Origin of the sequence: Rhodococcus sp. KRD175 (assembly GCF_017168275.1) — a bacterium.
Taxonomy (GTDB): domain Bacteria; phylum Actinomycetota; class Actinomycetes; order Mycobacteriales; family Mycobacteriaceae; genus Rhodococcoides; species Rhodococcoides fascians.
The window spans coordinates 1-20960 of record NZ_JABFAQ010000013.1; the positions used below are offsets into that span (position 1 = coordinate 1).

Here is a 20960-nt window from a genome sequence, read left to right on the forward strand (position 1 = left end):
CGTATGACGGGTGGGGGGTTCGGGGGTTCGGCCATTGCGTTGGTTCCGATAGCTCGGGTCGATGCAGTCGCTGAGGAAATCTTCACGAGCGCACAGCAATCCGGGCTACCGGAACCGACTTTTCTATCCGCAGAACCATCGGGGCCCGCGCACCGATTTCGGTGAGTCGATTCAGCTCCGTACCTGAGCGGCCGCGAACGAGGCACCCTGCGTCGTCGAGCCGTTGGTGCCGTAGGTCAGGTGAGCGAAGGTGTTGAAGCCACCGATCTGGCACACCGGGTCGCCGAAGTTGCAGAAGCTGTTGGTGCGTGAACCGTATGTGCTGCTGGCTGTTTCGATCTTCCTGCCGGTAAGCCAGAATGGGTTGCCGAACACCACAACGGCCTCGATACGGTCGGCGATCGCGGCCGGGATGACGGCACCGGTGAAGCTGCTGGGAGTGCGCAGACCGACTGCGTTGGTCACCACGGTCGCCCCCTGCGAGTAACCGCCGATCACGAATTTCGTCGACGGGCACGATGCCGCAACGGAATTGAGATGAGCCACGAGGTCGCGAGATCCGGGTCCCGCGCTGGCCTGGGTGAAGTCGGCGGCGTAGTTCACGGCGTACGTGCTGACCGAGCGATCCGAGAGTTGCGATTTGACGGTGCTCACAAAAGGAGTACCCGTGATGCCGAGGCCGGGAAGTTCCCCGGTGCCGCGAGCGAACGAGACGTCCACATCCGAACACGGCGCGGCCGAGGCCACTCCGGTGGGAAGCGCCACTGCGGTGGCGGAGATAGCAAGTGCAGCAATGGAATAGGCGATCAGGCGTCTCTTCATGGCGAGTCCTTGTGGGTTCGGGGGAGGAGCATCGAAACGAACCATAACCGCTGCGACGTCCCATTCACAGGGTCGTTCAACATTTGATTACAGACGCCCGGTCGGTTATCGAGGCGGCTCCGGGAGGCCGTCTCGAGATGTGTCGGGAATTCACTGCCAAGCCTGGTTTCTCAACGCCTGTTGCGCTACGGTGACCGCTGGGGTGCCGTAGACCTGGCGAATGGCCTGGTCCGAATTTTTCGTGACTATCAGGGAGCGCACTCGATCGATGCGACGACCGGCGAAAGTGGTTGATCGGTGCGCGCAGAACGGGTCGAGCCACCGCACGGCGCGCGATACTTGACCCTCACACAGTGTGAGACGGCAGTCTCGGAGGGTCATGTTCAGTATCGGAGAGTTCGCATCGATCGGCCGGGTTTCGGTTCGCATGCTTCGGCATTACGACGAGATCGGGCTGTTGACGCCGGCACGGGTGGATCCGTTCACCGGATATCGGTCGTACGACGGTAGACAGTTCGAGGAGTTGGGCCGCATCCTGATGTTCAAGGACCTGGGATTTCGGCTCGACGAGGTGAAGCAGATCGTGCATGCGCAGGTCAGCGCCGACCGATTGCGTCGGATGCTCGTCGCCAAACGTGAAGACGTCGCCCATCGACTCGATCTCGACGCCGCCCGACTGCGTCGGATCGATGCGCGCCTCCGCGCCGTAGAGGGAGAAGATTCGATGATCATTGTGGACACCAAGTCGCTGCCGGCCACCCGCGTCGCCGTCGTCACCGAGAATGCTGCCGGTTACGGGCCACAGAACATCGGCCCGGTGATCGGTCCGATGTACGCCCGGCTCGCGTCGTCTCTGGCACGAGACGGAGTCGAATTCGGACCGTCGTCGATCGCCCTCTACGAGGCCGTCGACGACGGTGACGGCACCGGCATCACGGTGCATGCCGCGTTCGAGATCACCCCCGACGTTGATGCAGGCGAGGACTACGACGTCACCGAGCTACCCGCGATCGACCTCGCGCTGACGACCGTGCACCACGGCTCGATGGCGACGATCGGGGAAACCTGGGAGCAGTTCATGGCCTGGATCGACGCCAACGGTTACGAGCTCTCCGGCATCTGCCGCGAGTACTACCTGGTCTCCGAGCCTGCGCCGCAGGAGAACTGGGTGACGGAGCTGCAGCAGCCGGTCGTCCGGCGTCAGGACGCCTGAGCGAGCTCAACCAGCGCTGTGCACTGGCAGCCGCCGGTGATCTCCTCGCACTCGAGCACCAGGAAGTGGCGAACGTACTCGAGATCCACGCAATCGGGTTCCGTGCATTCCGCACTACCGACTGCGTGGATCACGAGCGTTCCGTGGCAGGTATCGACACTGGCGGACATGGGAACCCTTTCTGTAGTCGTGTACTTCCTTGATATCACCGGCTACCGACAAGTTCGGGAAGCAAAGGGCGTGTTCGACGCCTGAGCTGGGCGAACTCACATGGACCTGCGCGCCGAGGGTAGGGCTGGCCCTACCTCACCTCGTGGGTTCGCAGTGAGGACGCCCCGGCGACTGCCCACTTAGGCTCATCCGCATGAACCAGGCATTACCGATTCCCCTCAATCCGCTCAGAGCGTGGATTTCGCAGCAGTGGTGGTTGGCAATGGCGTCGCTGTTGGCGACGACGTTCGCCGGACTGGGCGGATGGCTGATCGTAGGTCTGCTCCTGCTCGCGGTGTTCGCGTTGCCGTTCGCCCTCAGCGGTGTGCTCGTCTTCGTGTTCACGATCGTGGTCCTTCGTTGGCTGGACATCGCGGCGCGAGCGGGCATCGACCTGACCAGTGGCATCGAGATCACGAAACCGGACACCATCGTCTATCCGACCAGTTGGCGAAGGTTGGTGTGGTGTGTTCGTGACGTCGGGCTGTGGAAGTCGCTCGTCTACTGGATCATTCGTATTCCGATCTCGGCTGCGCTGCTGTTCTTGCTGCCTGCGCTCTTCCTGGCGCTTCCGGTTCTGGCGGCCGCCCCGGTCGCGTGGTTGGTCACCGATCCCGAGGGCACCGGGTTGGAGATAGCCGAACGAGTGGACTTTCCGCTGGTTGCGGTGATCGGAGTGGCAGCTCTGGTAGTCCTGGTTGCCGGCGTTCCGCCACTGACGACCCTGATTGCCAAGCTCGATTGGTGGAGCGCTGCAGCACTTCTCGGGCAGTCGGAGTCGAGCAAGCGGGTGAACGAGCTGACCATGAGCCGTGCTCGCGTCGTCGACGCCGCCGATGCCGAGCGGCGACGCATCGAACGAGACCTGCACGACGGTGCCCAGCAACGGCTGGTCTCGGTGGCAATGTCATTGGGGCAAGCGAAGTCTCGCGCATCGGCTACGGACGACGTGGTCTTGAAGGGTTTGCTCGACGATGCTCATCGGGAGGCGAAGAACGCGATCGGTGAGATCCGAACGTTGACGCGCGGACTGCACCCCCCGATCCTGACCGATCGCGGACTCGACGCGGCACTGTCGTCGGTCGCCGCGTTGTCGACGGTTCCGGTGACGATCGGGATCGACCCGGCCCTCACCGGCGAGCGACGTTTGAACGCCACCGCCGAGTCGACGGTGTACTTCGTGGTGTCCGAGGCCTTGACCAATGTCGGCAAGCACGCCCACGCCGGAAACGTGCAGGTCGATGTCGCTCGCGGCGAGTCCTCCGTCGCCGTCACCGTGGTCGACGACGGTTGCGGCGGTGCGCATTTCGAGCCCGGCGGCGGATTGGCCGGATTGGCCGACAGGCTCAGCGGAATCGACGGAACCCTGACGGTGACTTCGCCGTCGGGCGGCCCGACACGAGTGGAGGTGACCATCCCGTGCGAGTGATCATTGCCGACGACTCGGTACTGCTACGTGAGGGTGTTGCGCGTTTGTTGGTCGACTCCGGTGCCGAGGTGATCGGAAAAGTTGGTGACGCGGCGCAGCTGTTGACGCTGATGTCGTCCACCGAGCCGCTGCCCGACGTCTGCGTCATCGACGTGCGGATGCCTCCGACATTTCTCGACGAGGGTCTGCGAGCGGCACTGGTCATTCGTGAGCGTTGGCCCGATGTCGGAGTACTGGTGCTCTCGCAGTACGTGGAGGAAAGGTATGCGGCAGAACTGATTCGGCAGAGCACGGACGGCGTCGGATATCTGCTGAAGGATCGCGTCGCCGATGTGGACGAATTCTCCGACGCGGTGAAAACGGTCGCCGACGGCGGAACCGTCATCGATCCAGAAGTTGTGCAACAGATTTTGGCGCGCGCACCACGATCGGATCCACTCGACTCGCTGACACCGCGAGAGCGAGATGTGCTGACGGCGATGGCCGAAGGTAAGTCCAATGCCGGCATCGCCTCCACTCTGGTCGTAGGCCAAGCAGCCGTCGAGAAGCACATCGGAAACATCTTCGCCAAACTCGGATTGCTCGGCGACAGTGCGGATCACCGCCGGGTCATGGCAGTCCTACGATACCTGGGAGCTATTCGATGAATCGAATTCCATTGTTGCGCTACACGTTGGCGATCACCACAGCGGCCGTCGTGGTCGGTGCGGCCGGAGCAGGCACCACTGCGGCGATCGCGCTCGGTTTCTCCGTTCCGAAGACTCAGAACTACGACTACTCGGTAGATCACGCGATCGACGGCTCGCAGCTGACTGTGACGACCGGGTTCGCGCACCTGAAGTTCGTGCCCAGCCCCGATGATTCGCTGCATGTTCGAGCGCACGGGATCTACCGAGGGGACGCCCCCACGGTCGACGTCGGTGCGGACGGGTCGAGCGTGGCTGTGGAATGTTCCTACGGCAGGTACAAGACGTGTGACGCCGACGTCGAATTGCAGATACCCGCAGGCCTGACCCTCGCGGTGAACGGTGCGGGCGGTGATGTCGTGCTGTCGGATGTCGGTGCAGACGTATCCGTCTCGACAGCGTCGGGATCGGTGTTCGCTCGTGGATCGGCGGGAGCCATCCGGGTCGACACACGGTTCGGTGACGTGAAGATCAGTGATGCAACTGCGTCCATCGTGGATGTGAGCACGACGTTCGGCGAGATCAGCGTCGAATCGCGTACTGCACCGGAATCGGTCAAGGCGCGCAACGTGATCGGCGACACGACGATCGGGCTTCCGCCCGCCGACTTCTATGCCGTCGACGCGGCATCCGACAAAGGCGACGTCGTCGTCGACGTGATCAACGACCCCAGATCGCCGAAGACGGTCTCCGCCACCAGCGAGGAAGGGCAGATCACGGTGCGGGCACGTCAGTGACTGCGCCGCCACGCACTGAACGACCGGACCGAGGATGTGGTGGGACGCGTCAGCCAGGGCCATGGATGCAATTCGACCGGGGCGATGGCGTCGGCGATGCGAGAAAAGCCGGGAACGGGTGCCCAGGTGGCGGCCAGAGACCGTCCGGAAAGTTCCTCGGATACTCGGCCGCGACGTACCTCCAACGGCCGGGTCGACGCGATCTCGCCGAGAGTCTCGGCTAGGAACACCAGTCGCTTTCCGGACAGCCGAAGCTTGTGCAGGAGTGGTTCGTCGAACACGAAGACGGCAGGTCGCTCGGGATTCGCAGCCATGGCGGGGTCTGTGGTGCCGAGCGATTCGGCGGTCAGCCAGACCTGTTCTGCACCATCACCTTCCATGCTCGCGGGGCCCGCGGGTACCGGTGCCTTGTTGAGATCGGGTCCGTCGACTGCCGGTCCGAGATCATCGTCGGGCCAATTCTCGATGGGGCAGGCGTCTTTCAGCGCGCAGTTGCGGCACAGGGATGGTGCGCGCTTGTTCACCTGCCACCGACTGAAGCCGTACACCTTGCCGCTTCCGGTACCGACCGTCCATTGCCAACCCAGTCGATTGGCCGCCCGTGAGCCGTCGAGCAAGTGGGTGAACATCTCGTCCTCGCCGTCGCGCCATGTCGCGCCGGCACGCACAGCCCATTGGGACGCCAGCCACATGCGTGTTTGGTTGACGAGCCAACCGTCACTGTGCAATTCGCCCACCACCGTGGACATGCAGTTCATCTCGTCGGGCCAGGGTTCGGAAGTCCAGTTGTGCGGTCGTGGTTGTTCACGACGAAGGGATCTCCCCAGATCGGTTCCGACGCGGGCATAGAGGTGGCGGGCATATTCCTGCCACATGAGTTCGTCCCGGTACCGCGTGCGATCGCGCGCAGGGGCGTCCGCTACGGCGTCCCACACCTCACGGAGAGTGAGCAGACCGTGCCGGATGTACGGCGACATTCGACTGGCTCCACGACGATTCGCAGGAAGGACAGTGCTGCGGTCGCGGGCGTAGCCGGTGATGTCCAAGCGCGCCAGCGCGGCATCGGCCGCCGACTGGCCGCCGCGAATACCACCCGGAGTTATGTCGTCCGGCCGCTCGAGCGTCAGGTCGCCCAGATGCTCGGCAACCCAGGAAACGACGTCGTCGGTGGTGAAGCCGTCGGCGATCGACGGGGGAGCGGGGAGCTGGGACATGCACCCGGACTTCCCCGTCGGCACGAAAGAGAAACGCCGAGATCAGGGACGTGGCAGGCGACGGTGGAGCGGGTTCGACGTCGTCGGGCTAGCCGCCCGCCCTTGCCGTGGGATGGAGGTGACTACCGTCGGTGAGTCGGCGGTGGCCCGCGAGGCGTCGTGTGCCTTCATCGCAGCGCTGTTCCCCCTGCCGAGGGCAGGAGACGAAATCCGGCGTGCAGCGCTCTCGCCGCACTCCGGGCACGTCACCTGGGAGGGGACATCGGCCATGGAGAATCTCTGCTCAACGGGTTCGCAACGCTGTGTGCAGCGAAAGCTGTAGGTGGGCACGCACACGAGGGTAGCGCGAGGTGTCGTGTCAGTGGCGTTCCGGCGCAACGTCATACAACATTTACACGTCATACTGGGCCGAATACACCACGACGGTGCAATGATCGAGGCAGGAGAATCCGCGCAACCGGAGGTGCCTCGTGCCCGAACTGCTGTTTCCGCTCGACTCGACGAAGAGTTTCACCGAACAGGAGATCGTCGGTCACAACCGATGGCATCCCGATATCCCGGCGGCGGTCACAGTGAAGCCCGGCACGTCGTTTCGGGCGCACTGCCGCGAATGGTTCGACGGGGCCATTCACAACGACGACTCCGCCGAGGACATTCTGAATGCGCCGCTCAACAACGTGCACACGTTGTCCGGGCCGTTCCACATCGAGGGAGCCGAGCCCGGGGACCTGCTGATCGTCGATATCCTCGACGTCGGTCCGATCCCACAGGAAGATTCGGGCCCACTGGCCGGTCAGGGCTGGGGATACACGGGGATCTTCGCCAAGCAGAACGGCGGCGGATTCCTCACTGATCGATTCCCCGACGCGTACAAGGCGATCTGGGACTTTTCCGGCCAGACCACCACATCTCGCCACGTTCCGCACGTGAAGTACACCGGAATCACCCATCCCGGCCTGATGGGGACCGCGCCGTCGGCTGCACTGCTGGCCAAGTGGAACGCCCGTGAAGGTGCGCTGATTGCCACGGATCCTCAGCGTGTTCCCCCGCTGGCTTTAGCACCCGAACTCGACGGGGCAATTTTGGGATCGTTGAGCGGCGACGAGTTCTCGTGTGTCGCAGGCGAAGCCGCACGTACGGCACCGCCACGAGAGAACGGTGGCAATCAAGACATCAAGAATCTCACCAAGGGCACTCGCGTCTTCTATCCGGTGTTCGTACCAGGGGCGAAGTTGTCGTTCGGAGACTTGCACTTCTCGCAGGGTGACGGCGAGATCACCTTCTGTGGTGCCATCGAAATGGGCGGTTTCATGGACCTGCACGTCGACCTGATCAAGGGCGGCATGGACACGTACGGGGTCAGTGAAAACGCGATCTTCATGCCCGGAAACACCGCACCGCAGTACTCGGAATGGATTGCCTTCTCGGGCATTTCGGTCACCGTCGACGGCGAGCAGAAGTATCTGGACTCCGACCTGTCCTACCAGAACGCCTGCATGCATGCGATCGACTACCTCACCAAATTCGGATACAGCCCCGAGCAGGCGTACCTGCTGCTGGGCTCGGCCCCGATCGAGGGACGCCTGTCCGGAGTGGTCGACATACCCAACTCCTGTGCCACCGTGTACATCCCCACCGCAATCTTCGATTTCCCGATAGCGCCGTCCGCCAGCGGGCCGTTCCAAATCGACCCGGGAATGGGAGCGCCCAGGGCGCAGTTCTGACGTGAGTTTGCTTGATATGTCGCAACTGTGGATGCTCGAGGACATGGAACCGTGGCCTGACGAGCCTGCCGTAGGCGCGGTGTTTACTCCCACCACGTACTGGGCGTCACCCGACCAGATGGACCTGCCGGCGCAAATGTGTGCCGAGGTGCCGGCTCGGGTCGAGACTGTCACTGTGGACGGTCTGACGGAGTGGGTGGCGCATCTCGGGAACGGCTTCACCACGATGATGGGCGACGGCGGCCTGGTCGGTGATGTGACGTTACACGGCTGCCTGGTGTGGGACAGGTATCTGTGGTTGGACTTTCGGACGCGGCCGCGAGGCACCCTCCGCATCCATGATCGGGCCGGTCTTCTCGTGCAACGACGGGAATTGATCCCGACGCGACATCCCGGCGCGTTCAGTGTGACGTACAGCGGTGCGCTGGAGTACCACGAAAGGGATTCAATACCTGCGGGATTCGGAGTTCGTTGGAAAGCATCGATTGTCGAGACCGTTGCATCGACTGGTTGAGGTATCTCAGTCGATGTGCTGGTCGTAGTTCACGGTGATGATCTGGTCGACGCGGACCGGCGACGAATCGATCTCTGTGAGCGCGAGAAGGTCCGCAACGGCATCCCTGCTGCCCCCGATATAGGCACAGGGGAAGTCGAAGTGCTGAGCTACGCACCACGCGTGGTCGTTGGGCCACCACAGATTCGGTGACAACCCACCGAGGGTGTCCGTTGCACGTGAGACCGGCCCCCTCAGCAGGAAGTAGTCGTAGCCGGCGATGTTCGTGGTCGGTGCCGAATCGCGAATGTAGTCGAGTGCGGTGTTGCCTTCCCAGATAGCGAAGAAGCAATCGTCCGGTGTGTTCGTGCTACCAGCGAGTACCTCGATGATGGATGCCAGCTGAACATGCCGGGCTGCAATGGGTTTCGCCCGCGGAAGGGGATTCGGCGTGCCGTTGCGCCCGGGATACAGGATGCGGGCATAGGCGTCGAACACAGTGGGGACCAGCGAGCCCACTGTGGTTTCGGAGACGACCTTCAGGCCGTCGTTCACCCATCCTGTTGCCGAGATATCCTGTTGCAGATCAGTGTTAGACCATTCTGTGCGGCCGGTATTCAATGGCTGTACCAGGGTTGTGGGCTGGCAGGGTCGTCGATGACTGTGTCGACTCGACGGTAGGCGAGAACGTCCTTTATCGCGGACGAGCTCGCACCGATGGTGGCGAAGTGGGGATCGATGTCGTTGGCGATGCACCAGGCTCGGTCGGCGGGCCAGACGAACGAGGGGATCGGCAGACCCTCGCGATCAGGGGGATCGAGTGCCTGTTCCCAGCGCAATAGGTCCAGGGCAGCCCCCCGGAACAAGAATGCTTCCCGTTCCGGGAGGTGGATTCGCGCGGCACCGTGCACCTCGAGACCACCCCACCCCTCCCATACGCAAAAGTAGCAGTCCGCTGGTGTCGTCGTGTGTTTGGCCAGCGTCGCAACGACCATCGCCAATTGGTTTGTCTCCGAACGCTCGTCGTACGGAACGTCGGCCTCGCCCTCACGCTGATCCGCGTGCGTCGGATCCGGGATGAACCGGAGACGCGCGTAGCTCTCGTACCCCAGTGGACCTCTGGTGGCGAGGTCCCACCAATCTCGATCAGCGTGGACGAGCCAGTCGGCGGCAGTGGGATCGCTGGATGGTCGCACGGTCATGGTGCGCCCTTTCTGGGTCGATACCGGGCTTGCGCTAGTGCGACGTTACCGATCCATGAGGTGGACCGGACTACCGGAGCTGGCCTACGAAGTGGTGCCCGTCGTCACCGCGGCCTGAGGCGACAGAGTTGGATAGGAACGTGTGTTCGAAAGTTTGTCGGTGGGTCGCGGTAGATTCTGTTCATGCTTTCGGGGGACGGCGAATCAGGGGTGGACGGCATCGACACGGTGCCGCCTGCCCCCGTCGTGTCCGACCCCGAACTGTCGGTGCTGGTGGACCGTGTGGAGTCGGCGGTCGCCGAGTTGGCGGGGCAGGCGTCGGTGTCGTGGTCGAATACCGACCGCCGTGCGGTGATCCAACGCATGGAAGCTCTGTCGCGGTCTGTGACCGCGTATGCGCACACCTGGCTCAACGAACTGATCTCACAACACGGCCTCGATGTGTATCCGGGTTCGGTGCCGTGCTCGGTGGCGTGGATGCTGCGAATCACCCCACGAGCGGCCGGGGCGCGGGTGCGTCTGGCCGCCGAATTGGGTGATCGCACCGCACTGTCCGGTGAAATGCTGCCTCCCTTGTTGCCGCACACCGCTGCAGCATTGCGGGCAGGACTGCTCGATGCCCAGCACGTGCAGATGATCCGCGAATTCTTCCGGCACCTACCCTCGAGTGTCGATCCGCAGACCCGAGATCGCGCCGAACAGCAATTGGTCGGTCTCGCCTCGACCCGACGGCCCGACGACTTCGCACCACTGGTCGCGCACCTGGACTCGATCCTCGACCCCGACGGCGACTTCGACGAGAACGAAGACGAAGACGAAGACAAGAACGCGAAGCCGAGGCCAAGGAAACGGGATGCGTTCTTCTACCTCGGTGAGCAGGGGTCCGACGGAATGTCCGAGGGAAAGTTCTGCGTCGACTCCGAACTACGGGCCTACCTCGAAGCCCTGTTCTCGAAAGCTGCGAAGCCGGGGGTGAACAACCCTGCAGACCCGACATCGATCGTCCACGAGGATGAGACCAACGGCGACGAGGACGGCGGCGGGAGTGGCAGTGCGGCTACGCCAAAGCCCGGGCCGATGCCCGACGAGGCAGGATCCAGCGATGCTCGATCGGATGACGAATACCTGTGGGATGGGACCGACGACAACGGTGCCAACTTCTACGGTGACGACGACCGCAGTGGAGAAAACCGCAGTGGCGACGGCCGCGGTGAGGGTGAGTGCACCGACAGCAGCGATTGTGGTTGCGGCACAACGCCACACGGCACGGCCGACACCAACGACACCAACGACGATGCCGGCTCCGACAGCACTGCTGAACCCGGCGGCCAAACCGACGCCGACGCATCGGACACCGCTGCTCGCGACGCTGCCGCTGCGCGGGATCTACGCACCCAGAACGAACGCCGTCATGATGCACTGAAGATGGCACTCCGGCACACCCTCGCCTCCGGCACCCTCGGCACCCACCGCGGCCTACCCGTCACCGCCATCGTCACCATGAGTTTGAAAGACCTCGACGCAGGCTGCGGCTACGCCATGACCGCCACCGGATCCCGCGTCTCGATCCGCGACGCCATCCGCATGGCCTCGCACGCCCACCACTACCTCACCATCTTCGACGACAACGGCAGAGCCCTCTACCTCGGCCGATCCAAACGCATCGCCTCCGCCGACCAACGCATCGTCCTCATCGCCCGCGACCGCGGCTGCAGCTTCCCCTCCTGCACCCGCCCCGCGACCTGGTGCCAGTCACATCACCTCGACGACTGGGTCGAGGGCGGACCCACCGACATCGACTCCCTCACCTTCGCCTGCGACATGCACCACGCACTCGTCGGCACCGGTCCCGGAAAGTGGGCCACCACCAAAACCACAGCGCGACACAGATACCCGGGCCGCACCCTGTGGCACCCACCAACAGGGATGGACCCCACACGCCGTGGGCTGATCAACCACGCACACCACCCCGAAGAAGTGCTCTACCCACCCGACCACCACAGCGACACAGGCGACACCGGCGACGAAGAACCACGACAACCCGCCTGACGACCCACACAAGCGTCAGGGCACAGCTCTGTCTGTTGTCAGTACATCGCGACCGACCGCACCGGCGTGCGCGAAAAATAGGAGGGCTCCCGAGTCGGCGCCCGCGTACGGTAACCCGATGATGGTTCTCGCCAGCAGGACTGCGGAGTTGTCGCCGCCGGTCTTCTTCGTCTCGAAGGCACTGATGCGCCCAGATGTGCATCCGAAGAATCAAGGGTTCGCCTGGCCGGTGATGTTCGAGGGTGCCGCTCTGCCGCGCATCGTCGAGAGTAGTGAGTTCGACCGCGTGGTGTGGAGCTCGCCGTGGCCGAGTCTTCCCGACATCCTGGTGCAGTTCGATCTGACCGCAGCAACCCGACTTCGCTGGACGCTGTTGGCCCACACACCCGCCCCCAACCCGCAGACGGTTGAATGGCTCCGCGACCAGGTAAGCCATCTGATCAACATCGACCTACGCAATGCGACTGGACACTGAACTCTCAGCTGTTGCCGACGTTCACCCCATACGGATAGCGCTTCCCGACTGCGAACCACAGGATCGGGCCGACGATGGGCAGGATCAGTGTCACCACTACCCATGCCAGCTTGATGAGCCAGTTGGAGCCTGTGTCACGGACGATCGACACGAGAGCAATGCCGAAGAGAGCCAATGCAATCGCGCCGCCGGCAGAAGTCATGGTCGCACCTTATGCCTGCGTCGTGGCTAGTCTTGCCCTGAGGTGAAAGGAGTCGGAAGACCATGGATGCTGACGGTAACCCGGCTCTGCCGTTATGGTTCGATCTCGCATGGATGGCTGGGATCGTGTTGTGGCTGCTACTCGTCGGTGTCGCATGGGTGTCGATTCTTCGGAGCAATCAGGCTCGTCGGGGATCCGCGTTCTGGTGGTGTCTGCTCGTGTTGCTGATGCCCATCTCAGGCGCACTGATATGGTTCGTCGCTCGCCCGCGTAAGCCCGATACAGATCAACGGTTGAGTTCGTAGCGGGCCAGCCACAGTCCCGGCAACACCTCTTGATTCTGGCTGTGCACGAAGCCGAGTGACTCGTACAGGCGACGGGCCGGGGCATTGTCTCGCCCGGTAGCCACCAGCACACGTTCTCCGGCAATGTAATTCAGTGCCGCGGTAACCAAACCGCGACCGATGCCCTGGCGATGTGCGTGCGGAGCCACCACCAGACGGTCGATCTCGGATCCGGACCACGCTGCGGCACCGAGGATTTCGTCCAGATCAAGCGCGACGAGCCAGTGGACCTGTGCTGCACAGATCATCCACCGACTCGTGCAGTAGTGGGATGCGGTCGTCGCCGATGAGCTCGGCCTCGACCGCGTACGCACTCCTCTGTACCGCGAGGATTTTCTCGGCCGACAACCGATCCGTCGACGGATCGACCTGCGCTATCTCAATACCGGCCACCAGCGGGCTCGGGCAACGTGTCGAGTGCGGCGAGGTGCTCGGAGCTCAACGTGAGCGAGGCGGCACCGGCGTTCTCGTCCAGACGTGAAGTGCGGCGAGTGCCGGGAATCGGCACCACGTGCTCTCCCTGCGCCAGCACCCATGCCAGGGCCACCTGCGCAGGCGTCGCACCGAGCTCGTCGGCGATGGCCGCGGTGGCGTCGACGATGACGAGGTTCGCATCGAGGTTGTCCTGACTGAAGCGCGGCAGTCGAGAGCGGAAATCATCTGCAGCGGGTGCGGTTCCGCGGAAGTTGCCCGTCAGAAACCCTCGGCCCAGCGGCGAGAACGGCACGAAGGCGGCACCGTTGTCCTTCGTCCATGGCAACGAGGTTGCAAGGTGGTCGCGTGTCCACAACGACAACTCCGACTGCACAGCGGATATCGGATGCACCCGCTGAGCCCGATCGAGCTGCTCGACGGTGAACTCCGAAACACCCAGTGCGCGAACCTTTCCGGCCTGCACGGCCTCGGCCATCGCGCCGATGCTGTCTTCGACGTCGACCTCGGGATCGGGACGGTGCAGGTAATACAGATCGATGTGGTCGACGCCCAACCGTCGGAGCGAGTCGTCGATGGCAGACCGCAGATGCTCGGGCTTGCCATTGGGGCCGGAAATGACCGGCTCGCCGGCGTCGCCGATGTGGGAGGTCAATCCACCCTTGGTCGCGAGCACAACCTCGTCGCGTCGACTGCCGATGGCTGCGCCGACGACTTCCTCGTTGGTGAACGGTCCGTACACATCGGCGGTGTCGATGAAGTTCACACCCAGGTCCAATGCGTGCCCGATGACGCGATCGGGGGACTCCGTTTGGTCGTCTGCCTTGTATGCCCAGGTCATTCCCATGCAGCCCAAGCCGATGGCACCCACCTCGGGGCCGTTGTTCCAGAGTGTGCGGGCGGGAGTGGAGCCTGCGGAACGACCAAGGGGTGGCCAGGATACTGTGCGTTCGCTCATGTACTCGACCATAGAGAAGTAAAAGCGTTGTCGCTTGGACTCACCGGGCGACTAGCATCGCCGCATGGCACTCCCGCACTCGAAGGTGTATTTCGGCGATCGCTTGGTGGACGCGCAGGACGCGACACTCGGGGTCGCGACCTCGGCCGTCCTCTACGGCCTGAGTGTTTACACCGTGTTTCCGGTGCAGGTGAACGGAGATCGGCGCACCGCTTTCCGGTTGCTCGATCACTACCAGCGACTCGTCGAGTCCTGCAAGATCATCGGCATCGACACCTTCGCGACGCAGTGGAGTTTCGAACGGTTCGTGCAGGTGACGCAGCAGGTCGTCGCCGCCAACGCCCCGACCGACGAGGTGTACGTGCGAGCAACCGTCCACGTCGACGAGTCCATTCCCGGAACACGGGTCCGTGGCCTGCACACGACAGTGTCGATCTTCCTCTACGACGCCAATCCCATTGTGCCGCAAAACGGTATGCGATTGAAGACCAGTGTGTGGCGTCGCATCCCTGACTATGCGATTCCGTCGCGCGCGAAGGTCAACGGGGCATACGTCAATTCCGTTCTGGCGAAACAGGATGCCATCGACAGTGGGTTCGATGATTGCATCTTCCTCGACATCAACGGACACGTCTGCGAGCTCAGTGCCGCCAACATCTTCCTCGTTCGAAACGGAGTGCTCATCACACCTGACGTCACCAGCGACATTCTCGATGGCATCAACCGTCGAACACTCCTGACCCTTGCGCGCGAAGAAGGAATGATGGTTCAGGAGCGCACCGTCGACCTCACCGAGCTGTACATCGCCGACGAGGTCTTCGTGTGTGGCACGTCGGCCGGGGTTGCCCCGGTATACGAAATCGACGGCCGCGCAATAGGAACCAAGGAAACCGGACCGACGACGCTCACTCTGCGGAAGCGTCACCAGGCTGCACTCACGAGCGACGAAGTGCACGGCTGGGTGACGACCCTCTAGCTACGCCGGGCAGGTCGACTCGAGTCCGGCAATGAGCGCGGCGCTGGCGTACTGGAACAGGGGATCGGTTGCGGGGTCAGGTGCCGCAGAGGTCCACGACAGTGCGACTTGGCGCTCCCCGTCCGGACTCGCGAACGCGAGAGTGCTGTAGCCGAAGCCGTTGCCGCGCTGACCGAATACCAGTTCCCCGGAACCGGGATTGCAGGCATCGCCGCCGAGCAGCAGTCCGAGTCCATACGCGGACGGCGTGAGGACCTGCATCTCGTCGATCAGGTTCTGCGGGATGAGCATGCCGTCGAACAGCGCTCTGAAGAAGGTGTTGAGATCGCCGACCGTGGAGACCACTGCAGCAGCGGAAGACCAGATACTCGCGTCGTATTCGGTGACGTCGGTGTAGATCCCGTTCTCCAGCACGTAGCCGTGCAGTGCATCGCCGGCGATATCAGTGTCGGTGGGGTAGGTGGTGTCGGTCATCTGCAGAGGTTCGAAGATCCTGTCCTGCAACGACTGTCCGACGGGCTTCCCATCGAGATCGGCCACGATCCGCCCGAGTAGAACGTAGTTGGTGTTCGAGTAGCTGAACTCCTGGCCCGGTTCACTTGTCCACGGCATGGCCGATGCCTTCGAGATCAGCTCATCGTCGGAGACGGAATCATCGGCGCGAGAAGCGATCTGCTGCGCCGTATCGAGTCCGGTGAGGTAGTCGGGTATTCCGCTCGTGTGGTCGAGCAGTTGTCGGACGGTGACGGACTTGGACAGCAGGCCCGGAAGGAGTTCGTCGACCCGCTGATCGAGCTGCAGCTTTCCCTCGTCGACGAGCTGCAGCACCACCGCCGCGACCATCGACTTGGTGACGCTTGCAATGCGCACCGGATCATCGGCACCCGCCGGCTCGGTGCCATCACGCTCGACGAGTCCTGCCGCTCCCGACCAGGAATCCTCGCCGTCGCGCACCTGCGCGACAGCGGCGACGGACCCGGCCGCTACCAGCGCGTCCAGAGCCGCCTGGACGTCGTCGGTCCTGATGTTCCCACTCGACGTCGTCGTAGTGGTCGCCTGCACGGCTGAGGGCTCGTCGGACGACGTGCATCCACTGACCAGCAGGAACGTCGAGACGGTGAGGGCGGCGAGGACTCGTAGCTTGCTCATGGATTCGACACTAACGTCCCGAAACGGACAATTTCAGTGTCAAATGTCAGTGATCCGCGATGCCGGTCACTTCGCGCTCGAATTCAACAGAACCTCGGCCGCAGTCTTTGCTGCAGAGGCGGATTCGGCCAGTTCGGTGATGGCGGCGGTGGTTTGAGCACCCTCGGCGAGAAGTGCGATTTGCAGACCGACGGTCGGCTCGCATCCATCTTCGACGGCCAAGGCGGTGACGTACTCGATGAAACGTTTCTTGTGCTGATGCGCGGCGTCGGCGACCTCGGGCATGGTTGCGCCCAGTTCGCCGAAGGAGTTGATGAACGCGCACCCGCGAAAGTCGTCTTCTCGGAACCATCGATCCAGGAAGTCGAAGATGGACAACAGCTTTCCGCGCGGCGTGTCGTGTCGGTCCGCCTCGGCGCGGATCCCGTCGTTCCACTGGGCAGTGCGGCCACGGAGGACCTCGGCCACGATGGCCGTCTTGGACGGAAACAGTGTGTACATGCGTTTGAGAGAGATTCCCGCTGCGGTGCGCAGCTCATCCATGCCGACGGCCTGGATGCCGCGCGCATAGAACAGTTCGTCCGCGGCGTTCACCACCTGTGCCCGTCCGATTTCCGTACTGGTCATCGCTTACCCCTTGCCGAGAGAACCAACGTTCTCTACAGTAGTCCACACACAGAGAGAACGACCGTTCTCCCGTTCGATGCTCAGGACGCAGGAAGGCAGGATCATGGCGTACATCAACGTCGGAACCGAGAACTCCACCCCCGTCGAGGTCTACTACGAGGATCACGGCTCAGGCCAGCCGGTCGTGCTCATCCACGGCTACCCGCTCGACGGCAACTCCTGGGAGCGCCAGTCGCGTGCGCTGCTCGATGCCGGCTACCGCGTCATCACCTACGACCGCCGCGGATTCGGGCAGTCGAGCAAGCCCACCGTCGGCTACGACTACGACACCTTCGCTGCAGACCTGGACAAGGTGCTCACCGAGCTCGACCTGAACGACGTCATCCTCGTCGGATTCTCCATGGGCACAGGTGAACTGGCTCGGTATGCCGCGAAGTACGGCACCGATCGCGTCGCCAAGTTCGCGTTTCTCGCCTCGCTCGAGCCGTTCCTGCTACAGACCGACGACAACCCCACCGGCGTTCCGCAGTCGGTGTTCGACGGCATCGAGACCGCAGCGCGCGAGGATCGTTTCACCTGGTTCGAGAACTTCTACAAGGACTTCTACAACCTCGACGAAAACCTCGGCAGCCGCATCAGCGAGGCCACCGTGCGCGCCAGCTGGAACACCGCCACCACCAGCGCGCCCGTCGCGGCCTATGCCGTCGTGCCCACCTGGCTCGAAGACTTTCGCGGAGACGTCGCGAAGGTCCGCGAATCGGGCAAGCCGACGCTGATCCTGCACGGCACGGCCGACAACATCCTGCCGATCGACTCCACCGGCCGCCCGTTCCACGAGGCGTTCCCGGAGGCAACGTACGTCGAGGTCGACGGCGCACCCCACGGGCTGCTGTGGACACACTTCCAGGAAGTGAACGACGCGCTTCTCGCATTCGTGAAGTAGCAACGACGTCGTACAAGACGCAAACAGAAAGGGACGGCACCGCGGCCGTCCCTTTCGCGTCGGATCAGACCGCGACCACTCCGTCGTGATCGCTGTAGACGATCTCGCCGGGGGTGAAGGTGACGCCGCCGAAGGTCACCGGCACGTTCTTCTCGCCTGATCCCGTCTGCGTGCTCTTGCGTGGGTTCGTCCCCAATGCCTTGACGCCGATGTCGAGGGTGCGCAGAATCGCCGAGTCCCGCACAGCGCCGTTGACGATGACGCCTGCCCAGCCGTTGTCGACACCCCGCCCGGCGATGATGTCGCCGACCAGCGCGGTGTGGATGCTGGCGTCGCCGTCGACCACGAGAACGCCGCCGTTGCCGGGCTCGCTCAACGTCTGCTTGACCAGCAAGTTGTCCTGGAAGCAGCGGATGGTGGTGATGGGTCCGGCGAACTCGGTGTGCTTGCCGAACTGGATGAACTGGGTGTCGCAGCTGCGGATGTCGGGACCGATCTCGTCGGCCAGATCAGCGGTTGCTTTGAATTCCACAGGTGAAGTCATGCGCAGAAGACTAACGTCCGATCGTCAGCCGCGGCCGTGACGTCGCTCGTAGTCGTCCCGGGTGCGGTCGACACGGCTCTGCGCCTTGGCGTTGATCAACTGGGGATCGAGGCCGTGAATGAGCAACCGGTGCCGCCGATAGACGTTCATCAGCGCTATCGCGAAGTACACCAGCGGAATGAACAGCAACGCCATCATCGCCAGCGACATCCACAGTGGGCCGGGAATCAGCAGGAACAGCAGCAGCAACGGGATGACGGGGACCGTGAATCGAGCCAGGTAGCGCACCTGGGCACCGTTGCCGACGAGGTCGTTTCGGACCCAATCCTGCATCGACGGGGGCAGCACCCGACCGAACGAGTACCCCAAAAATTGCGCAGGACTGGGCTTCGTACGTTCGGTCGTCATCGCGCCATGTTAGTCCTACATCAGTTGGTACAAGTCACCGTTGACTGCGGATAATCTCATATGTGACGATAGCGTCAGTTCGGACCGGGTGGTGTCGACGACAAGGACGTAGATCGTGATCGACCGCAGAACCTTGCTCGGCGCGCTCGGTGCAGCCACGCTCTCGGGCGTCGCCCTGTCCGCAGCGACCGCGTCGGCGTCACCGACGCCTGCCGCCGGGGGAGTAGTGGACGTGCACTCGCACATGGTCCCCGACTTCTACCTGCGGGAAGCGCTCGCGTCCGGCATGGTCTTTCCCGACGGCATGCCGAAGTGGCCGTCCTGGTCGGTGACCGAGCATCTGCAGATGATGGACCGGTGCGGGATCGACAGGGCGATCCTGTCCGTCTCGAGCCCTGGGGTGCACTTCGGCAACGACGGCCAGGCTGCCGATCTGGCCCGACGGGTCAATGACTTCGGAGCCGGAGTTGCCCAGGGTCAGCCACGACTCGGATTCTTTGCGTCGCTGCCCCTTCCGAACGTCGTCGACTCGACGGTCGAGGCCATTCGGGCTCTCGATCGGCTCGGTGCCGACGGGGTCACCGTGATGTCGAACGCCGGCGGCATGTATCTGGGCAACGCGGTGCTGACGCCACTGCTCACCGCGCTCGATGCGCGTTCGGCGGTGGTCTTCGTGCATCCCACCTCGCCGCCGAATGCAGCTGCGGTAGCGCTCGGTAGGCCCGCTCCGATGGTCGAATTCCTCTTCGACACAGCGCGAACCGTCATCGACTTGATTCTGCTGGGCGTGGTCGATCGGTTCCCTCACATCCGCTGGGTGTTCACTCACGGTGGTGGAGTACTGCCGCTGTTGGCGGATCGGGTCGACTTCTTCCGGACGCAGGTCGGTCTCGGTACCCCGTCGACGCCGAATGTACTGCAGCGCTTGTGGTTCGACCTCGCCGGTACGCCGGTTCCGCGGCAGTTGCCGGCGTTGCTGTCGACGGTCGGGCCCGATCGTCTGGTCTACGGCAGCGACTTCTGCTTCACCCCGATCGCCGCGGTGCAGGAGCAGCTGCGCTCGCTCGACGCGGGAGCCGCGGACGGTGGGCTGGAGAACTGGCGCGCCGTCACATCCGACAATGCCCGCAGTCTGTTGAGTGTCTGATCCGTACGGGAGTTCGATGAAAGCACAAGCACTACAACCGTTCTCAGAGCACTGGGATTGGCAGATGAATGCCGCCTGCCGCTCGCGTCAGCCCTGACGAGCAGCGTTCGCCCGGACATCTACGCCCCGGGTCGGAATCCGCACCCCCTGCAGGAGGCGCGGATTCCGAAAAGGGGTGCGGAGCGAGACGGGTCAGCTCTGACGAGCAGCGTTCGCGACGATGACGTCACGGAGATACTGCGCCAAACCGTCGGCGATATCGTTGTAGTGCTTGGCAAATCGCTCGTCGGCGATGTACATCTCCGCCAGGTTCACCTGCATCTCGTAACCGCAGTCGTAGTACCGCTCGATCGACGCGCGATGACGCTCGGCCAGTACCCCGGCTTCGGTGGAATCCGGCGACACACCCCGCTGCAACGCGGCAGCGAGATCCGCTTCCAGGAGGTCCGTCTCTTCCTTGACGGCCTTCCAATCGTCCTTGGTGAACGACGCCGTCCGCTGCTGCGACTGCTTCCACTCGTCGGTTTCGCCCCAGCGCTGCTCGGCCTCCTCGGCGTATTCCTCGCCGGGCCAGTTGTCGCCGAAGATCTCTCGCTGCTCCTCGGGAGTCAATTGCATACCCATCTTCTTCGCCTCCATCATCTTGTCCACGGCCGCAGCCATTGCGTGCAAGTGATCGATCCGCTCGTTCAACAACTCTCGCTGCCGCCGCAGATGCGCCATGGCATCGACCGCCGGGTCGTCGAGCAACGCTGCAATGACCTCGAGCGGGAACCCGAGCTCCCGGTAGGTCAATACCTGATGCAGCCGTTCGACATCGGCCGACGAATACGTCCGATAGCCCTTGGGGGTTCTCCCCGACGGCACCACCAGCGCGATCTCGTCGTAATGATGCAGCGTTCTGACGCTGACACCCACCAACTTCGAGACCGCGCCGACCTGCATGCCGGCCTGGACGTCAACCGAACTGTTCGCG

Annotated in this window: 26 protein-coding genes; 12 read left to right on the forward strand and 14 right to left on the reverse strand. The window is 63.3% G+C overall.

The window, feature by feature from the left end; all coding sequences use genetic code 11:
* Window positions 1-171: 171 nt before the first annotated feature.
* Window positions 172-822, reverse strand: a complete 651-nt coding sequence (locus J1M81_RS19150; RefSeq protein WP_032374603.1) for a cutinase family protein — start codon at window positions 820-822, stop codon at window positions 172-174.
* Window positions 823-1201: 379 nt separating this feature from the next.
* Between J1M81_RS19150 and J1M81_RS19155 the strand changes: the two genes are divergently transcribed.
* On the forward strand, window positions 1202-2035 hold the full coding sequence (locus J1M81_RS19155; RefSeq protein WP_032374602.1) for a MerR family transcriptional regulator: 834 nt from the start codon (window positions 1202-1204) through the stop codon (window positions 2033-2035).
* Here the strand turns inward: J1M81_RS19155 and J1M81_RS26445 are convergent.
* Window positions 2023-2205, reverse strand: coding sequence for a hypothetical protein (locus tag J1M81_RS26445; protein ID WP_027494898.1), 183 nt, complete (start codon window positions 2203-2205; stop codon window positions 2023-2025). The two genes, J1M81_RS19155 and J1M81_RS26445, sit on opposite strands and share 13 nt — an antisense overlap.
* Window positions 2206-2399: 194 nt before the next feature.
* Between J1M81_RS26445 and J1M81_RS19160 the strand changes: the two genes are divergently transcribed.
* The 3 genes from J1M81_RS19160 to J1M81_RS19170 are packed head-to-tail and all read left to right on the forward strand — an operon-like array spanning window position 2400 to window position 5097.
* The gene (locus tag J1M81_RS19160; protein WP_206498616.1) at window positions 2400-3674 is read left to right on the forward strand and encodes a histidine kinase; all 1275 of its coding nucleotides are present in this window, start codon (window positions 2400-2402) and stop codon (window positions 3672-3674) included.
* Window positions 3665-4321 carry a response regulator transcription factor gene (locus tag J1M81_RS19165; RefSeq protein WP_027494897.1) on the forward strand — a complete coding sequence of 219 codons (657 nt, stop codon included), beginning with the start codon at window positions 3665-3667 and terminating at the stop codon, window positions 4319-4321. The genes J1M81_RS19160 and J1M81_RS19165 overlap by 10 nt, the downstream gene beginning before the upstream one ends.
* On the forward strand, window positions 4318-5097 hold the full coding sequence (locus J1M81_RS19170; protein ID WP_027494896.1) for a DUF4097 family beta strand repeat-containing protein: 780 nt from the start codon (window positions 4318-4320) through the stop codon (window positions 5095-5097). The genes J1M81_RS19165 and J1M81_RS19170 overlap by 4 nt, the downstream gene beginning before the upstream one ends.
* Here the strand turns inward: J1M81_RS19170 and J1M81_RS19175 are convergent.
* Both J1M81_RS19175 and J1M81_RS26885 read right to left on the reverse strand, forming a co-directional pair.
* Window positions 5091-6311, reverse strand: a complete 1221-nt coding sequence (locus J1M81_RS19175; protein ID WP_206498617.1) for an FAD-binding domain-containing protein — start codon at window positions 6309-6311, stop codon at window positions 5091-5093. The two genes, J1M81_RS19170 and J1M81_RS19175, sit on opposite strands and share 7 nt — an antisense overlap.
* Window positions 6312-6353: 42 nt before the next feature.
* Window positions 6354-6713: an FmdB family zinc ribbon protein gene (locus J1M81_RS26885; protein WP_306438637.1), complete on the reverse strand. Its 360-nt coding sequence runs from the start codon at window positions 6711-6713 to the stop codon at window positions 6354-6356.
* A gap of 68 nt (window positions 6714-6781) precedes the next feature.
* On the opposite strand from J1M81_RS26885, the gene fmdA reads away from it, so the two are divergent.
* Together fmdA and J1M81_RS19190 are read left to right on the forward strand one after the other, a co-directional pair.
* Window positions 6782-8035 carry a formamidase gene (gene fmdA, locus J1M81_RS19185; RefSeq protein ID WP_032400935.1) on the forward strand — a complete coding sequence of 418 codons (1254 nt, stop codon included), beginning with the start codon at window positions 6782-6784 and terminating at the stop codon, window positions 8033-8035.
* A 1-nt stretch (window position 8036) separates the two neighbouring features.
* Window positions 8037-8549 (forward strand): hypothetical protein, encoded by a 513-nt coding sequence (locus J1M81_RS19190; protein WP_230593515.1) that lies wholly within the window; start codon window positions 8037-8039, stop codon window positions 8547-8549.
* A gap of 6 nt (window positions 8550-8555) precedes the next feature.
* On the opposite strand, the gene J1M81_RS19195 is transcribed toward J1M81_RS19190, so the two are convergent.
* Both J1M81_RS19195 and J1M81_RS19200 read right to left on the reverse strand, forming a co-directional pair.
* Complete coding sequence (locus J1M81_RS19195; RefSeq protein WP_052061615.1) at window positions 8556-9083, reverse strand: hypothetical protein; 528 nt, start codon at window positions 9081-9083, stop codon at window positions 8556-8558.
* 62 nt (window positions 9084-9145) lie between these two features.
* Complete coding sequence (locus tag J1M81_RS19200; protein WP_032374599.1) at window positions 9146-9730, reverse strand: hypothetical protein; 585 nt, start codon at window positions 9728-9730, stop codon at window positions 9146-9148.
* A 183-nt stretch (window positions 9731-9913) separates the two neighbouring features.
* Between J1M81_RS19200 and J1M81_RS19205 the strand changes: the two genes are divergently transcribed.
* Both J1M81_RS19205 and J1M81_RS19210 read left to right on the forward strand, forming a co-directional pair.
* Window positions 9914-11779, forward strand: coding sequence for an HNH endonuclease signature motif containing protein (locus J1M81_RS19205; RefSeq protein WP_206498618.1), 1866 nt, complete (start codon window positions 9914-9916; stop codon window positions 11777-11779).
* Between the two features lie 118 nt (window positions 11780-11897).
* The gene (locus tag J1M81_RS19210) at window positions 11898-12254 is read left to right on the forward strand and encodes a hypothetical protein (protein WP_206498619.1); all 357 of its coding nucleotides are present in this window, start codon (window positions 11898-11900) and stop codon (window positions 12252-12254) included.
* 4 nt (window positions 12255-12258) lie between these two features.
* On the opposite strand, the gene J1M81_RS19215 is transcribed toward J1M81_RS19210, so the two are convergent.
* Window positions 12259-12456 (reverse strand): PLD nuclease N-terminal domain-containing protein, encoded by a 198-nt coding sequence (locus J1M81_RS19215; RefSeq protein WP_206498620.1) that lies wholly within the window; start codon window positions 12454-12456, stop codon window positions 12259-12261.
* Window positions 12457-12569: 113 nt separating this feature from the next.
* On the opposite strand from J1M81_RS19215, the gene J1M81_RS27035 reads away from it, so the two are divergent.
* Window positions 12570-12761, forward strand: coding sequence for a PLDc N-terminal domain-containing protein (locus J1M81_RS27035; protein ID WP_032371728.1), 192 nt, complete (start codon window positions 12570-12572; stop codon window positions 12759-12761).
* Here the strand turns inward: J1M81_RS27035 and J1M81_RS19225 are convergent.
* Both J1M81_RS19225 and J1M81_RS19230 read right to left on the reverse strand, forming a co-directional pair.
* Window positions 12743-13048 carry an N-acetyltransferase gene (locus J1M81_RS19225; RefSeq protein WP_206498621.1) on the reverse strand — a complete coding sequence of 102 codons (306 nt, stop codon included), beginning with the start codon at window positions 13046-13048 and terminating at the stop codon, window positions 12743-12745. The genes J1M81_RS27035 and J1M81_RS19225 overlap by 19 nt on opposite strands.
* Before the next feature lie 131 nt (window positions 13049-13179).
* Window positions 13180-14190: an aldo/keto reductase gene (locus J1M81_RS19230; protein ID WP_257886046.1), complete on the reverse strand. Its 1011-nt coding sequence runs from the start codon at window positions 14188-14190 to the stop codon at window positions 13180-13182.
* Window positions 14191-14254: 64 nt separating this feature from the next.
* Here J1M81_RS19230 and J1M81_RS19235 point away from each other — a divergent pair, with 64 nt between their 5' ends.
* Window positions 14255-15166: an aminotransferase class IV gene (locus tag J1M81_RS19235; protein ID WP_206498622.1), complete on the forward strand. Its 912-nt coding sequence runs from the start codon at window positions 14255-14257 to the stop codon at window positions 15164-15166.
* On the opposite strand, the gene J1M81_RS19240 is transcribed toward J1M81_RS19235, so the two are convergent.
* Together J1M81_RS19240 and J1M81_RS19245 are read right to left on the reverse strand one after the other, a co-directional pair.
* A complete protein-coding gene (locus J1M81_RS19240; RefSeq protein ID WP_206498623.1) occupies window positions 15167-16315 on the reverse strand; it encodes a serine hydrolase in 1149 nt (382 codons plus the stop codon).
* Window positions 16316-16381: 66 nt separating this feature from the next.
* Entirely contained in the window at window positions 16382-16942 is a 561-nt protein-coding gene (locus J1M81_RS19245; protein ID WP_032366709.1) for a TetR/AcrR family transcriptional regulator, read from the reverse strand.
* Window positions 16943-17045: 103 nt separating this feature from the next.
* Between J1M81_RS19245 and J1M81_RS19250 the strand changes: the two genes are divergently transcribed.
* Entirely contained in the window at window positions 17046-17885 is an 840-nt protein-coding gene (locus J1M81_RS19250; protein ID WP_032366710.1) for an alpha/beta fold hydrolase, read from the forward strand.
* A 64-nt stretch (window positions 17886-17949) separates the two neighbouring features.
* Here J1M81_RS19250 and rraA read toward each other — a convergent pair whose 3' ends face one another.
* The gene (gene rraA, locus J1M81_RS19255; protein ID WP_027494882.1) at window positions 17950-18429 is read right to left on the reverse strand and encodes a ribonuclease E activity regulator RraA; all 480 of its coding nucleotides are present in this window, start codon (window positions 18427-18429) and stop codon (window positions 17950-17952) included.
* A gap of 24 nt (window positions 18430-18453) precedes the next feature.
* Window positions 18454-18837 (reverse strand): DUF5313 family protein, encoded by a 384-nt coding sequence (locus J1M81_RS19260; RefSeq protein WP_032366711.1) that lies wholly within the window; start codon window positions 18835-18837, stop codon window positions 18454-18456.
* Window positions 18838-18952: 115 nt separating this feature from the next.
* On the opposite strand from J1M81_RS19260, the gene J1M81_RS19265 reads away from it, so the two are divergent.
* Window positions 18953-19984, forward strand: coding sequence for an amidohydrolase family protein (locus J1M81_RS19265; protein ID WP_283348118.1), 1032 nt, complete (start codon window positions 18953-18955; stop codon window positions 19982-19984).
* Between the two features lie 192 nt (window positions 19985-20176).
* On the opposite strand, the gene J1M81_RS19270 is transcribed toward J1M81_RS19265, so the two are convergent.
* Complete coding sequence (locus J1M81_RS19270) at window positions 20177-20929, reverse strand: MerR family transcriptional regulator (protein ID WP_206498660.1); 753 nt, start codon at window positions 20927-20929, stop codon at window positions 20177-20179.
* Window positions 20930-20960: the final 31 nt, after the last annotated feature.

Coding starts and splice junctions, on each gene's coding strand:
- J1M81_RS19245 (WP_032366709.1), bottom strand. CDS start 16,942: ATGACCAGTACGGAAATCGGACGGGCACAGGTGGTGAACGCCGCGGAC.
- J1M81_RS27035 (WP_032371728.1), top strand. CDS start 12,570: ATGGCTGGGATCGTGTTGTGGCTGCTACTCGTCGGTGTCGCATGGGTG.
- J1M81_RS19250 (WP_032366710.1), top strand. CDS start 17,046: ATGGCGTACATCAACGTCGGAACCGAGAACTCCACCCCCGTCGAGGTC.
- J1M81_RS26885 (WP_306438637.1), bottom strand. CDS start 6,713: ATGACGTGTAAATGTTGTATGACGTTGCGCCGGAACGCCACTGACACG.
- J1M81_RS19175 (WP_206498617.1), bottom strand. CDS start 6,311: ATGTCCCAGCTCCCCGCTCCCCCGTCGATCGCCGACGGCTTCACCACC.
- J1M81_RS19215 (WP_206498620.1), bottom strand. CDS start 12,456: ATGACTTCTGCCGGCGGCGCGATTGCATTGGCTCTCTTCGGCATTGCT.
- J1M81_RS19200 (WP_032374599.1), bottom strand. CDS start 9,730: ATGACCGTGCGACCATCCAGCGATCCCACTGCCGCCGACTGGCTCGTC.
- J1M81_RS19235 (WP_206498622.1), top strand. CDS start 14,255: ATGGCACTCCCGCACTCGAAGGTGTATTTCGGCGATCGCTTGGTGGAC.
- J1M81_RS19210 (WP_206498619.1), top strand. CDS start 11,898: ATGATGGTTCTCGCCAGCAGGACTGCGGAGTTGTCGCCGCCGGTCTTC.
- J1M81_RS19155 (WP_032374602.1), top strand. CDS start 1,202: ATGTTCAGTATCGGAGAGTTCGCATCGATCGGCCGGGTTTCGGTTCGC.
- J1M81_RS19150 (WP_032374603.1), bottom strand. CDS start 822: ATGAAGAGACGCCTGATCGCCTATTCCATTGCTGCACTTGCTATCTCC.
- J1M81_RS19205 (WP_206498618.1), top strand. CDS start 9,914: ATGCTTTCGGGGGACGGCGAATCAGGGGTGGACGGCATCGACACGGTG.
- J1M81_RS19225 (WP_206498621.1), bottom strand. CDS start 13,048: ATGATCTGTGCAGCACAGGTCCACTGGCTCGTCGCGCTTGATCTGGAC.
- J1M81_RS19230 (WP_257886046.1), bottom strand. CDS start 14,190: ATGAGCGAACGCACAGTATCCTGGCCACCCCTTGGTCGTTCCGCAGGC.
- J1M81_RS19170 (WP_027494896.1), top strand. CDS start 4,318: ATGAATCGAATTCCATTGTTGCGCTACACGTTGGCGATCACCACAGCG.
- J1M81_RS19260 (WP_032366711.1), bottom strand. CDS start 18,837: ATGACGACCGAACGTACGAAGCCCAGTCCTGCGCAATTTTTGGGGTAC.
- J1M81_RS19240 (WP_206498623.1), bottom strand. CDS start 16,315: ATGAGCAAGCTACGAGTCCTCGCCGCCCTCACCGTCTCGACGTTCCTG.
- J1M81_RS26445 (WP_027494898.1), bottom strand. CDS start 2,205: ATGTCCGCCAGTGTCGATACCTGCCACGGAACGCTCGTGATCCACGCA.
- rraA (WP_027494882.1), bottom strand. CDS start 18,429: ATGACTTCACCTGTGGAATTCAAAGCAACCGCTGATCTGGCCGACGAG.
- J1M81_RS19270 (WP_206498660.1), bottom strand. CDS start 20,929: ATGCAGGTCGGCGCGGTCTCGAAGTTGGTGGGTGTCAGCGTCAGAACG.
- J1M81_RS19160 (WP_206498616.1), top strand. CDS start 2,400: ATGAACCAGGCATTACCGATTCCCCTCAATCCGCTCAGAGCGTGGATT.